The following is a 12,897-nucleotide window of genomic DNA, read 5'->3' on the forward strand; positions in this document are numbered from 1 at the left end:
GGTGTCTGTCCCGTCTACTCCCAGCATGCTAGCCCTTCGCTTTCGAGGCTGCCTTGCTTTCCTTCACAAACTCAATCGTCCGGCGAATATGCCCGATCATCAGCTTCTCGGCAAGATCAGCATCTTTCGCCACAATGGCCTGATAGATGGCATAATGCTCCTGAAAGCCCCGCTCTAGCTCATCCTCATGCGACAGCGCCTTTTTACGGAAGGAACGGTCAAAGGAATGAATCGCTTCAATCTGTTGAAAAATATAATTATTTTTCGCATAGGTTCGGATCAATTTGTGAAAATGGCCATTAAGCGCAATGAGCTGCTCTGTATTTTTCGCTTCGGTATAAATGCGCATTTGCTCCGTTGTTTCCGTTAGCACGCTGGCTTCCTCGTCCGTTATTTTGAGCGCCGCGAGCCTTGCGGCTACACCCTCCAGAGCCGATCGCGCCCAGTTGATTTCTTCAACCGAATTCATAATGTCGCTGGAGACGAACGTTCCCCGTCTGGCACTTGTCGTAACAAGCCCCTCCTGCTCCAGCCTTCGCAGCGCTTCCTTCAGCGGCGTTGTGCTGATGCCGAACTGCTTCGCCAGCTCTCGTTCCTTCAAATGATGGCCCGCCTTATATTGCTCGGACAAAATCGCTTCCTTCAGCTTCTCGTATATGACGTCGCGAATCGAGCGCGTCTGCAAAGCTATATCTTCCTCATGACCATGTATGCTCATCATTACCGCCCCCTAATTTTGCAGCAGGCCTCGCGCCTGTTTCTCAGGATTTAATAAATACGGTTTTGATAGAGGTGAAAAATTCTATCGCTGCCTGCCCTTGTTCCCGCGAATGCGAGCTTGACTGCTTCATGCCGCCGAACGGCGCTTGCAGCTCCACACCCGCACTCTCCGAATTGATTCGAATAAGGCCCGCATCCATGTCCTGAATAAAGGATAGCATATGAGCGATATTTTGCGTAAATATGGAAGCGCTTAAGCCAAATTCCGTATCATTTGCAATCGCTAACGCTTCCTCTATCGTATCAAATCGGAGGAGCGCCAGCACCGGGCCAAAAATTTCCTCACGCGCAATCGCCATACTCGCATCCACCTGATCAAAAATCGCTGGCTCAATGTAATAGCCTTCCTGATCAAGCCCTTCCGGCTTCCCGCCGCCATGCAGCAGCACCGCACCTTCCTCTACGCCTTGGCGAATATAAGAAGCGACATTATTATATTGCTGCTCGCTGGCGCAAGGCCCCATCCATGTATCGGACGCCAGCGCGCTGCCGACTTTAAGCTCCTCCGTTCGTGCCAGCAGCTTCGACACAAACGGCTCGAAAATATCATTTGCAATAATAACCCGGCTCGTAGCCGTGCATTTCTGACCGGTTGAGCGGAAGCCGCCGTTTACAGCCGCTTCTACCGCCTGATCGAGGTCAGCGTCAGCAGCGACGATTAGCGGGTTTTTGCCGCCCATCTCCAGCTGATATTTCGCTCCCCGGGCGAGCGCCGCCATGCCAATCCGTTTTCCCGTCTGGTTCGAGCCGGTGAACGTAATTCCTTGGATGAATGGATGCTCAGCCATCGCTTGACCAACGACGGAGCCTTTGCCCGTTACGAGATTGACCGTCCCGGCTGGAAAACCCGCTTCTGCCAAGCATTCCATCAATTTGACAGCGGTTACAGCAGTTTCCGTAGCTGGCTTTAGCACAACCGTATTGCCATAAATAAGGGCGGGAGCCATCTTCCAAAGTGGAATAGCTATTGGAAAGTTCCACGGCGTAATGACGCCAACGACGCCAAGCGGGACACGGGTTGTCAGCATAAGCGCTTCGCTGTCCGTTGACGGAATGACATCGCCTGTCTTGCGCATGCCTTCGCCAGCGTAATACCGCAATATCGCCACGCCTCTTGCCGTTTCGCCCTTCGCCTCAGGCAGAGTCTTGCCCATCTCGCGTGCCATCGTTTCAGCAACTTCATCGAGCCTTCGCTCAAGCGCCGCTGCTGCCTTAAACAAATATTCGCCTCTTGCCGGAGCCGCCAGCTTGCGCCATATGGGCTGTGCTTCTCGCGCGGCCAGCACTGCTGCATTCAAATCATCAGTGCCGGAGCTTTGCACCCAGCCGACAATTTCGCCTTTGGCAGAAGGATTCAAGCTCGCTTCTACTTCGCCCGACGAGGAAGATATCCACTCTCCCCCAATGTAATTGAAAGCGGTATGCGTAGACATGGTTACCAATCGCCTCACCTCTGCAACTTTATATTTGATATCTGATATATCAGATATTATATTGAATCTCTTTAATCGTCAACCCCTTTTACGAAAAAAACTCCCGCCAGCAAAATGGCAGGAGCTTTTTACGGCTATGCTCGAACAATTGCTATCCTTATTCAAATTCATGAATCCGATAGCCTGCACGCGTGGCGAGCGCTTGAAGCTTGCTAATCTCCTCGGTAGGAACGGTGATCAGCACGCAGCAGAATCCAAACCATCCCACACTGCTCGCCCTCCCTATTACAATCGGATGATACGTCTAAACCGCAAATTGCTGATAATGTCCTCGAAGTCTAGCTCAAACGCATTCGGATCGCGATAATAGACCGCTGCCGCTGGCAAATAACCGACAACTGGGCCTGTTCCGCCGCATACTAGACTGCCTCCATCTCCGCCCTTTGGAAAAAACTCCCCATCCTTCAGCGTCATTTCATATTGATAAGGATCACCCGAGAAGCAAATGCCGAAAGCATTCGGCTGCTCCAGATCATAAGGCCTGTTCTCATATTCGGTGAGCTCTTCAAAATGCCTGAGCTTCAGACCATAGTCAAAGCTGTCGCCCCAAGGATACAATGTCCGGCAGCCGCCACCGTAAAGAAATTCCCACTCATCCTCCGTGGGCAGGCTAAAGCCGGATTGCTCGATTTCCTCAGCGACGATATCCGCGTCCAGCTCATCGTTAAACAAATAAGCGGTAATGGCCTCTCCTTCGCGTACGAATCGAAAATTTTGGTGACGCTCATATTCAGAATAGGCGCTCAGCTTGAATTTTTCCAATTCCTCCTGAAAATCCTCGTCATCCGCCAAATCCTCGTCATCAAGCTCGATCTCGTACCAGCCTAGCGAATGCGTCTGGCATTCGACGAGCAAAGCGCCAATTTCCACCTCGCGGACCGGCGACATTTGATCACGAATAAAGGCATCCCGATCCTCAACCCCAAATTCATCGAGCGTCTCCTGAAAATCTTCAGCTGTTGCAGCATCCAAGCCCTGCTCCCAGCGATCCCAGCCCAGTGTTGCTTTATCTCCTGGCACAAAAACGAACTTATAGCCCTCATAATCATAGATTCCCGTTTCCGCCTTGCTGCCATAACGTTCGAACGTTTCCAATCCTTTATATTCAAAGCCTTTCGGAAGCTTTTCCAGCAGCATTTTCAAGACGATTTCCTTCTCCTGGCTCGGCAGTCCGTTCCAGACGGATCGATTTAATGTTTCCATTATGCGTCCACCTTTTCTATTAAGTTAACAATTTACAATTATGAGCTCCCAAAAAAGCGGTTATTTGTTGCAAAAACGGCTCCTGCCCCTCCTCATAGAAAACGGCAACCTCCAGCCTGTAAGCATAATTAAACCGAATATATCCGCCTAAAGGCTGCAAAAACAAAGTGCACGTATAGGCATTTTCAATCTGAAAATCCGGCTGGAAGCTTTCCTTGCACTCACGTGCCAGCTCCGGCAGCTCATATCCGGCCTTATCCGGGGCAAAATGAAAAAATTGATGCTTACGCGTTTGTGTCCATGGCTCAAAATAAGGCGGAGCTGCCGCTTCCTGAGCCAGCTTTTTGCTATAAATCTGATCCAGAAGCTCCGTATAATCGGCATGCTCATTCGCGCCCTCAGCATACAGCTCAATGATTTCCGAGTGCCGCGGCAGCCAGAGGATGCCCTTCACAACCGGATGCACCGCGAGAAAATCGCCATCAATGGTCGTGCCAATCGACACGCATTCGGCAATTTGCTGCTGCGTAATCGGACAGGCATCATCATGCTCCCAAAACTCCTCCTCGGCAAACGGCTCAAGCACGCCGGGATTGGGCACTTCAATATTAAACCAGCCTCGATAAGTGCCGGGCCCGTGAAGAGTCAAAAAGCTCACATACGCTTCAGGCAGTGTCAACTGTCGCTCCTGTTCCAACCGATGCAGCTTCGCTGCCGATATAGGTGAACCATTAGTCGATACGATATACATGGGCAGGTCTCCTTTTATAAAAGCGCTTCACACAGCTCATTTGCTTATTTACTTATTTACTTATTTACTTATTTACTTATTTACTTATTTACTTATTTGCTCATTGCTCATTTGCTCCCGCTCCTGCATGCGCTGCTCACCCTGTATTAATAGGCGGCTTGCAGCAGCTGCTCCATGAGCGGCTGGCACGTATCCTTCGTTTTGCGAGCTGCTGCTTTCAGCTTGTCAGTCCCGCCCCAGATCAAATAAATGAGATGCTCCACTTCATCATTTTGCAGCCCCGCCACCTGCTTCAGCAGCAGCGCCAAATTGGCTTCCTCTTCGAACGCTGGCTTGATTTTGAGCTTGAGCTCCTCCGTGCTATGCAGCATGCAAACAACGAGCGTTGCGATAGAATCAGCATTAACGCCATAGCGCGCCGCGAACTCGGCGGTAAATTTATTTTGCACCGATTGATGCTCCACATCAACCAGCTTCATATACTGCTCGACTAGCGAAAAATACCGGTGATCGGCTAGGCCCAGGCCGAAAACAGCATAGCTCCCCGGCATGCAGCTTTTCTCATCCTCCGCATCGCCGTACCATTCGAACTCCTCCATCGCCTCGCGCGCATATTGCTCCAGCTGCGGATGCAGCTCATCAAAGGCGAGTGCATTTGCAAAAAAACGATGTGTATCCGATTTGGCCAGCCCTTTCAGCGGCAAATATTGCTTTACGCTTGATTTAAGCTTGATCTTATAGCTTTTGGGAAAGCCTTGCTGCAGCAATCGAATGATGAACGACACCGCTCGTCCGTAGCTGTGCTGCTCCTCCTGCTTGATGACGATCGTAATCGTTGAAAATACGTCATTCGCCTTGCAATGTACAAACGCATCCCTATAGTCGCTATCTTCCTTCGGATAGGCGCCGCTGCCTTCTTCCAGCAGCTGTGCTGCTTTGTCGCTGCCGAGCTGTCGGGCACAATTGATAAAGCTAAGCCCCTTCGGCTTGCTGTAGCTTGGCTCGAAGCGGAGAATAGCGACAGCTGCATAAAGCAGGAGCGCGAGCTGTCCAGGCTGTACGGCCTCGCCAGAAGTAACGGGCTTCAATATATACTGCTTCCCCCCGTCCTCGCCCTCCTCAATCGTGAAATGCATCGGCAGAAATTGGTCTTCAACCCAGGCTTTCAGCATCATAATGATGTAGCTGCGATGTTCTTGGAGCGCGTCTTTACGGGTTTTATTGAGCTCTAAAATTTTCTCGAATTTGGCAATGATCCATTCGCCGTCCAGCTGTGGGAAAAGCTGCTCACTCAGCAGGTGCCGCACCAGAAAAAACGTATCCAGCGGCTTCGTCGGAAATTTGCCGGCATCCAGCTTTTGCGCTGCATAAGTTTGAATATGTCCCAGCAGTTCCTGCTTTTTCGCCTCATTCACGTATTGTACGAGCGTGAGCTCGAAGACGCTTTCCATAGCCCGGAACTTCCCGCAAAAAGTAAAGCGGTAATCCGTAACAGGTGAATTCGCCAGCAATGCCCAGCGTTCCCCAATTAATTCAACAAGCTGTGGCTTGACGAGCGTCTCGATCTGCTCTATCGTAAACAGCGCATGCGGATCAGGCTGCTCATCCTTTGCATCCGGCCAACCAAATCCCAGATCGTGATCTACAATTTGTATGGGCTCCGCCGTACAGTCCATTAACGCATAATCAGAGATGCCTACTTGCAGCTTCGTGCGTTTGACAGTATCCGCTGCATCCTGCTTCCCCAATTGATCGAACCACTGGTGAATCTCTCGTTTCATCTCATCTATTGCCGATCGTTGTGCCGCTTCCATCCCAACTGTTCACCTTCCACTTTCCATATTTAAAGTTAAAGCAATAAGCGTTATGTTTCCCATCCATTAAATACCCGATTTCATTAAACCTGAACAGCCCGCTTTGGAAAAAAATGAAAGGGCACCCGCAGCGGGTACCCGGCTTTTAAGCACAGCTATGATCATCTTCAGGTGCATGCTTCCAGCGTCAACTGCATACGAAGCTTGTCCTCTTATTTTATCCGCGGCAGATGCCGGGAACAATAAGTCTTATGGACGGTTTCTCCCCTAATTGCTGGTAAAGAAGCCCTCAGCTTAGCTGCACAGATTTCAAGTTTGAACAAGCTCGGTTTAATGATACAATAGGAGCGTAATTGACCAAGCTTAACCCCAACTCAAACCTACGAAGGAGTGACGTAAGTGGCTGTTCAGGCATATTTGAATTTTAATGGCAACTGTCGTGAAGCGGTATTGTTTTATGCAGAGGTTTTCGGAACAGACAAGCCTGAAATTATGACATTCGGGGATTCGCCGCCAAATCCGGAGTATGAGATGCCGGAAGCAGTAAAACCTTTGGTTATGCATACGCGGCTGAAAATAATGGGCAGCACAATTATGTTTTCTGATGTATTCCCAGATATGCCTTTCGTTGAAGGCACGAACATCAGCCTTTCCGTCGTCAGCAAGGACCTTGAAGAACTGCAGTCAGTCTTCAACAAGCTCAAAGAAGGCGGCACCGTCGAGATGGAGCTTGCGGAAACCTTCTGGTCCAAAGGGTATGGCAGCCTGAAGGATAAGTTCGGCATCCACTGGCAGATCAACCAATCCGACGAAGAATTTTAATCGCGCCTCATCCCTAAAGGCTTTGCATATAAATACCCGCCTGCCCTGTTTGGAATCCTCCAAGCAGCGGCAGGCGGGTATTTTTTCACTCAATACTATTAAGACTGAAAGGATCTTGTGCTTTCCAACGTTCGCATAAAAGCCTCTATATTGTCTTTAATGAACCCCGTATTATCAAATCCGGCATTGGCAGTGATGTCCTTGATATCATTGATGAACGCAGTCAAGCTGGCAGTAGAGGCCTTCTCGAATCTGTTCTCGCCGACAATGTCCCCGATCGGTTTGGCAGCTTCTTCTCTGTATGCCTTCACCCAATCCGTATTTGTCGATGCTTTCTTAGCAAAGGTTTGCAAGATGCTGTTCCAGTCTTTTCCGTTCACAATTGCATCTTGCAGCTTGTCCAGCGTATTCGGCTCGAATTTCTTCATCATGTAGTTCAAATCAATATAATCGTCTGGAGCCCCAATAGGCCTTTGCGGCGGGGTTTCGTAATGGAATTCATTCGTTTCAGGGTCTACCGTTCTTGTTTGAGAGATCGCGCCGATTTGACGAATCGTATTCATAAATTCCGCCGCTTCATCATCCTTCATATAGTTGTCCGCGATATACTTAGCTTGAGTAAGTCCCAATTCTAATAAGGCTGCTCTTTCCTCTTCTCCAGATACGTCTGTAATGATATTGGATTGAATGATGCCGTAAACAGCTTCCTTCACCTCCGCGGGCTGATCTTTAAGAACCCGGTTGAGCGAATCATTAATTTGAACAGTTCCAAAATATTTAGCCGAATGGTTCACAATATCGGATTGCGCCAACTGTCTGGCGGCCGGGCTGATCTCGATTGTATCGGTGTCATGCGAAAGCCCGGGTATCGTGCCTGTAACCAAGGCCGGTTTATCGGCCTGTTGTTTCGAATTGGTATATAAATTTAAATCGTACTGGGTCGAGCTGTAAATCTTCATCCTTAATGCACTCCTATCCCGCTGATTTATTTCAGTTATTCTCTTCTATTTATAGTATCGGAATATTCTTTCATATTTTTTATATTAATTCGCAAATAAAGAGGTTAGCAATAGGAGAACGCGGATTGAATTTGTTAAAATATGATCATATAAATGGAGTCAATATTGGGCGGTGAGCCAGACGTTTGATCCGTACTTGATTATTTATATTTCAGATCGAAAGGTTTTACCGAGCTGATCACCTAGAGCGAAATAATGACGAAAATTATAGATGAGGGGACTCCATTTTTCAGGATCGATATGATTACCTTCAATGATTATTTCTTTGTGTGCATGTACCTGCACAGCTTGCGATTCAATAATTGCAAAGTTAGGGGAATGATCCGGAATTCGAATGTTTTTTACTCTTGCTTCAATTTGTAGTGGACATTCCCTAATTCGAGTAGGCTTTACCAACATAGACGCAATAGGAGTTAATCCACTAATCGCATATTTGTCATTTTGATAGGCACATCCATATTTTTTCTTATTATCTGGAACGGGGTTTTTCCCTGTGTAAGGGGCTAGTTGTTCAACATTCTCCCAAAGAGAAGGACTCGGAATATTAATTACACACTCCGGAAGCTGTTCTAAATTTTCAAATGCTTTCCCCTCAAGACCTATTCCAAATACAATACAATCTCCCAATGCCCATGATGATGATATAGGGCTAATATTTACTGTTCCATCCTCATTCCATGTATTCAGCAAAATCACAGGAGTACCATAATAAAGAATTTTAGGTTTGATCGTTTCTATTTCGGGAATCTGTTTCGTAATATTCAAAGTATTTCTCCTCCTATTTCTATGTTCTCGCTAATTGTATAATATAAGTAGTTCAATTATCATCGAAGTATGGATTACAAAGTGGAGGTCAAAATGAAAGCAAATGCGAATGTGGCGATAATCGCTTCTCTTGTGAGTGAGAATTCTCGCGCAGCAATATTAACTGTCTTATTAGACGGAAGGTTTCATGCAGCAAGTGAGTTAGCATATATGGTAGGAATCCAACCTCAAACAGCAAGCTTCCATTTAGCAAAAATGGTCAATGCGAATGTGGTTGCCGTCGAAAAACAAGGGAGACATCGATACTATGGGATTCAAAACCAAGAGGTCGCCCAGGTTATGGAATCCTTATTATCAATCGCTCCACCAATTGAAATTAAGTCTTTCAAACAAGCTTCAGAAGATAAAGCGCTGCGTTACGCAAGGACATGTTATGATCATCTTGCGGGGAGTTTAGGCGTGCAATTAACAAATACATTGCTTAGAATGGATATTTTGCGTGAAAAAAAGGAAGGGTTTACGGTTACTGAGAATGGGAAGAAGTTCTTTACAAATTTTCAAATTGACTTTGAAAATGTTAAGAACAAACGCCGCTCATTTTCAAACAAATGTCTGGATTGGAGTGAAAGACGTCACCACCTTGCTGGAGCATTAGGAAATGCCCTTTTGGAGAGGCTTTTAGAGCTAAATTGGGTGCAGCGTCTTCCTAAAACACGAGCGATAAAAATAACTCCTGAGGGTAAAATAGGCTTTAAAGAAGTATTTTCAATGGATATCTGAGAACATTGGACAACCGCAGCAACAGCAGATGTTTTGCAAGAGCAAAAGACATCTGTGCGCATAAGCAAAAATACGATGACCGATATGGTGAACTCTTGGATTTTCAAGAAATATAAGCTCATAATGAATAGCAAATAGGCTGCAATCGCTTAAAGCGGCTGCAACCGATGTTTTTTTACTATTTTGGTCACGTTCCTATTGCTTACTTCAACGGGTGGAGCGTCAATAGACGTAATCAACACATACATCGAAAACCAAGGCATGAGCAACAAACCAATTAAGATTCCAAGGCTAAAAACCAGAATCAAAATCAAGCTGCACCGTCCATTCGTGGGGCTTATCAAATCATGCATGATTTCCAAATCACCAACGGGAAACGCCAAATGGCCGCTTAACGGGCATTCTTTGAAAACTAAGCCGTTGTTTTGGCAAAAACGATAAAAAACAGCACAAGCTCCAGAAGCACGATCGTCGGCGGCACGACAACGAGCAAGTTCACGCTGAACAAAGCAATTAAAAGCAGCAACAGCAGCGCAATATGCTTCACAGTCGGGCGCAAATGTTCAAAGCGGTAGCTGTATAACACGCACATAACCGACAGAAAGTAAATGAACACGGAGCCAAAAACAAATCCAAGCATAAAGCCATATTCCAGTTTGTCCAAAAACACCAGCTGGATTGAAGCAGCGATCATGCAAAGCGATAAATAGATAAATAAATGGCCGTAAATAATCGTCTGCCCCGCCGTTCGCTTCGTTTTATCCACGTTTTTCTCCATGTTCTCGAAATATTGCCACCAAATCGCAATGACGAGTATAAAGGAGAGCGCAACGAATGCAATAGAAGTAAAGCTCATATCTCCGGCATCCAAAATCGAAAGCAGGCTAACGACCGATTCACCGAGCAAAATTAGCGTAAACAGCGAAAAACGCTCCAGTAAATGCGGGGTATGGATTGGCGTGACAACGAGATGCTTGCGGCCAATTAACGGAACAATAATGTCCAAAATGATGCCCGCATACAAAATGGAGTAACGCAGCCACGAATCGAAAAACAAGGAACACGAAGATATCGCTATCCCCAGCCAAAAATAGGTACCGAAAAATCTTGCGGTTTGCAGCTTATGCAGCACCTCTGAACGCGCCGTCAGCAAATATTGCACGGTCGTTATAATCCGAAGCCCGATGTAACCAATAAAAAAGGGCACATAATACGCGTCAAAATCAACATTCAGGCTTGCCGTCATAATGAGGACGAAAAACATTTGCACTACGATAAATAATCGATGCTTCAATGTATCCTGACCAAAACGATTGTTGTACATCGTCTGTCCAACCCACGCCCACCAAATCGGCACAAAAATCAAAATGAATTTGGACAAATGCTCCCAAGTAATGCTGCTATGCTCCACATGAAGCAGCACATGAGTAGCCTTGGAAACGGCCGCTACAAACAATAAATCATAAAACAGCTCCAGCCACGTTACTTTTTTCTCTGGCATCATCGCTATGATGTGCTCCTCTCTTGGCATTCGTTCAATTACACTCTCTATCTCTACTTCGACTCAACTATTATAAGCATCCAGCCGCTCATTAGGCAATAAGCGAAATAAGGCCTGGAGCCAATGCCCCAGACCTTATTTCCTATCTATCGTTTTGAAAAAATAGAGCGGCTGGCAAGCGTATGATTCGCCTTTCCCAAGCTCGCCTGCTATAGCCTGCAGCGGAGCCTCTAGTCGTGGAAATTAAGCCCCGACGTCGTAGCCTTCACATAGCCACTACGAATGACGAAATCTCCGAAATGCTCGCCCTGCTCGCGCTCTTTCGCGAAGCGGTTAATAATAGGCGTCAATGTGCTGATGATTTCCGTTTCATCAATATTTTCCTTGTACATCTTGTTCAAACGGTCGCCGTTGAAGCTAGCTCCCAAATACATATTGTATTTGCCCGGCGATTTTCCGATAAATGAAATTTCACCCAGCGCTGGGCGGCCACAGCCGTTCGGGCAGCCTGTCATGCGAATAACGATGGACTCGTCACGCAGACCAGCTTCATCCATGACCACATCCAGCTTGTCGATCAAAGTCGGCAAATACCGTTCCGCTTCCGCCATCGCAAGGCCACAGGTAGGCAGCGCTACGCAGGAAATCGAGCTGCGGCGCAAAGCAGAATAATGCAGGCCATCCGTCAGCTTATATTGCTCGATCAGCTCCAATATTTTGCGTTTTTTCTGCGTTGTAATATTGGCAATAACGAGATTCTGGTTCGGCGAAAGGCGGAAGTCTCCGGTATGGATCTTCGCAATTTCACGGAGGCCCGTCATCAGCTTGTAGTCGCCTTCATCTTGAATCCGCCCGCTTTGAATGTACAGCGTCAGGTTCCATTTGCCGTTCGTGCCTTTAAGCCAGCCATAGCGGTCGCCATTGCTGTCGAAGTGGAATTCGCGCGGCGCTTCCAGCTTCCAGCCCATTCTTTTGTGCAGCTCGTCAACAAACCAGTCCAGACCGTGGCGGTCAATCGTGTATTTGAAACGGGCATTTTTACGAACGGAGCGATTCCCATAATCGCGTTGAATCATAACCGTCTTCTCGGCAACGTCAATCGTTTGCTCAGGCGTACAGAAGCCAATAACGCGGCCAAGCTGCGGGTAAGTCGCCGTATCGCCATGCGTCATGCCCATGCCGCCGCCAACGGTTACGTTGAAGCCGACGAGCTTGCCCTTTTCCAAGATCGCAATGTAGCCCAGATCCTGAGAATAAACATCTACATCGTTGGATGGCGGAACGGCCATCCCGATTTTGAATTTACGCGGCAAGTAAACCGGTCCATAGATCGGCTCCACTTCGCCAGCAGCTTCCGAGCTTTCTACCTTCTCGCCATCCAGCCAAATTTCATGATACGCAGGTGTGCGCGGCGCGAGGTGATTGTTGATGCGTCTCGCCCACTCATTCACCTGCTCATGAGCCTCAGACAAATGCGGGTTAGGATTGCTCATCACATTACGGTTAACATCGCCGCAGGCGGCAAGCGTCGTCATGAGCTTGTCATTGATCGTACGGATCGTCTTTTTCAAATTCCATTTCAGCACGCCGTGCATTTGGAAAGCCTGACGAGTCGTCAGACGCAGCGTTCCGTTGCCGTACTTATGGGCCAGTTCGTCCATTGCTAGCCATTGCTCGGATGTCGCTACACCACCAGGCACAACGACGCGGAGCATGAACTGGTAAGCAGCCTCCAGCTTCTGTTTCTCGCGCTCATTGCGCAGGTCCCGGTCATCCTGCATATAGCTGCCGTGGAATTTCATCAAGCGGTTGTCATCCTCCGGCAAGCTTCCTGTAACCGGATTGCGAAGCGTCTCAACGAGCGCTCCGCGCAAGTAATTGCTCTCTATTTTAATAACTTCAACGTCGCTCGGCGGGCCGCCGATCGGCTTTACGATTTGGTCATTTGCCATTGCTGCTTTCTCCTCTC

11 protein-coding genes are annotated in these 12,897 nt (G+C 47.7%); 2 read left to right on the top strand and 9 right to left on the bottom strand.

Features of this window, described 5'->3' with window-relative positions:
* Positions 1–28: 28 nt before the first annotated feature.
* From ABEW34_RS13265 to ABEW34_RS13285, 5 genes are all read right to left on the bottom strand, one after another.
* Positions 29–718, bottom strand: coding sequence for a GntR family transcriptional regulator (locus tag ABEW34_RS13265; RefSeq protein WP_430159374.1), 690 nt, complete (start codon positions 716–718; stop codon positions 29–31).
* A 43-nt stretch (positions 719–761) separates the two neighbouring features.
* Positions 762–2,213 carry an alpha-ketoglutaric semialdehyde dehydrogenase GucD gene (gene gucD / locus ABEW34_RS13270; protein WP_430159377.1) on the bottom strand — a complete coding sequence of 484 codons (1,452 nt, stop codon included), beginning with the start codon at positions 2,211–2,213 and terminating at the stop codon, positions 762–764.
* Positions 2,214–2,498: 285 nt separating this feature from the next.
* Positions 2,499–3,476 (bottom strand): hypothetical protein, encoded by a 978-nt coding sequence (locus ABEW34_RS13275; RefSeq protein WP_430159380.1) that lies wholly within the window; start codon positions 3,474–3,476, stop codon positions 2,499–2,501.
* 19 nt (positions 3,477–3,495) lie between these two features.
* Positions 3,496–4,227 (bottom strand): SMI1/KNR4 family protein, encoded by a 732-nt coding sequence (locus ABEW34_RS13280; protein ID WP_430159383.1) that lies wholly within the window; start codon positions 4,225–4,227, stop codon positions 3,496–3,498.
* A gap of 146 nt (positions 4,228–4,373) precedes the next feature.
* A complete protein-coding gene (locus tag ABEW34_RS13285) occupies positions 4,374–6,041 on the bottom strand; it encodes a DUF6138 family protein (RefSeq protein ID WP_430159387.1) in 1,668 nt (555 codons plus the stop codon).
* Between the two features lie 399 nt (positions 6,042–6,440).
* On the opposite strand from ABEW34_RS13285, the gene ABEW34_RS13290 reads away from it, so the two are divergent.
* Entirely contained in the window at positions 6,441–6,863 is a 423-nt protein-coding gene (locus ABEW34_RS13290) for a VOC family protein (RefSeq protein ID WP_430159389.1), read from the top strand.
* Between the two features lie 98 nt (positions 6,864–6,961).
* Here the strand turns inward: ABEW34_RS13290 and ABEW34_RS13295 are convergent, their stop codons facing one another.
* Together ABEW34_RS13295 and ABEW34_RS13300 are read right to left on the bottom strand one after the other, a co-directional pair.
* Positions 6,962–7,822 (bottom strand): hypothetical protein, encoded by an 861-nt coding sequence (locus ABEW34_RS13295; protein ID WP_430159392.1) that lies wholly within the window; start codon positions 7,820–7,822, stop codon positions 6,962–6,964.
* A 204-nt stretch (positions 7,823–8,026) separates the two neighbouring features.
* Entirely contained in the window at positions 8,027–8,647 is a 621-nt protein-coding gene (locus tag ABEW34_RS13300; protein ID WP_430159394.1) for a flavin reductase family protein, read from the bottom strand.
* A gap of 93 nt (positions 8,648–8,740) precedes the next feature.
* Between ABEW34_RS13300 and ABEW34_RS13305 the strand changes: the two genes are divergently transcribed.
* Positions 8,741–9,427: an ArsR/SmtB family transcription factor gene (locus ABEW34_RS13305; RefSeq protein ID WP_430159396.1), complete on the top strand. Its 687-nt coding sequence runs from the start codon at positions 8,741–8,743 to the stop codon at positions 9,425–9,427.
* A gap of 412 nt (positions 9,428–9,839) precedes the next feature.
* Here ABEW34_RS13305 and ABEW34_RS13310 read toward each other — a convergent pair whose 3' ends face one another.
* Complete coding sequence (locus tag ABEW34_RS13310; RefSeq protein ID WP_430159460.1) at positions 9,840–10,928, bottom strand: low temperature requirement protein A; 1,089 nt, start codon at positions 10,926–10,928, stop codon at positions 9,840–9,842.
* A 230-nt stretch (positions 10,929–11,158) separates the two neighbouring features.
* Positions 11,159–12,880, bottom strand: a complete 1,722-nt coding sequence (gene cysI / locus ABEW34_RS13315; protein ID WP_430159399.1) for an assimilatory sulfite reductase (NADPH) hemoprotein subunit — start codon at positions 12,878–12,880, stop codon at positions 11,159–11,161.
* Positions 12,881–12,897: the final 17 nt, after the last annotated feature.

Origin of the sequence: Paenibacillus algorifonticola (genome assembly GCF_050481745.1) — a bacterium.
Classification (GTDB): domain Bacteria; phylum Bacillota; class Bacilli; order Paenibacillales; family Paenibacillaceae; genus Pristimantibacillus; species Pristimantibacillus algorifonticola_A.

Bases quoted from the DNA above. Each gene is read 5' to 3' on its own strand.
- ABEW34_RS13275 (WP_430159380.1), bottom strand. From the start codon at position 3,476: ATGGAAACATTAAATCGATCCGTCTGGAACGGACTGCCGAGCCAGGAG.
- gucD (WP_430159377.1), bottom strand. From the start codon at position 2,213: ATGTCTACGCATACCGCTTTCAATTACATTGGGGGAGAGTGGATATCT.
- ABEW34_RS13285 (WP_430159387.1), bottom strand. From the start codon at position 6,041: ATGGAAGCGGCACAACGATCGGCAATAGATGAGATGAAACGAGAGATT.
- ABEW34_RS13305 (WP_430159396.1), top strand. From the start codon at position 8,741: ATGAAAGCAAATGCGAATGTGGCGATAATCGCTTCTCTTGTGAGTGAG.
- ABEW34_RS13265 (WP_430159374.1), bottom strand. From the start codon at position 718: ATGAGCATACATGGTCATGAGGAAGATATAGCTTTGCAGACGCGCTCG.
- cysI (WP_430159399.1), bottom strand. From the start codon at position 12,880: ATGGCAAATGACCAAATCGTAAAGCCGATCGGCGGCCCGCCGAGCGAC.
- ABEW34_RS13280 (WP_430159383.1), bottom strand. From the start codon at position 4,227: ATGTATATCGTATCGACTAATGGTTCACCTATATCGGCAGCGAAGCTG.
- ABEW34_RS13295 (WP_430159392.1), bottom strand. From the start codon at position 7,822: ATGAAGATTTACAGCTCGACCCAGTACGATTTAAATTTATATACCAAT.
- ABEW34_RS13310 (WP_430159460.1), bottom strand. From the start codon at position 10,928: ATGCCAGAGAAAAAAGTAACGTGGCTGGAGCTGTTTTATGATTTATTG.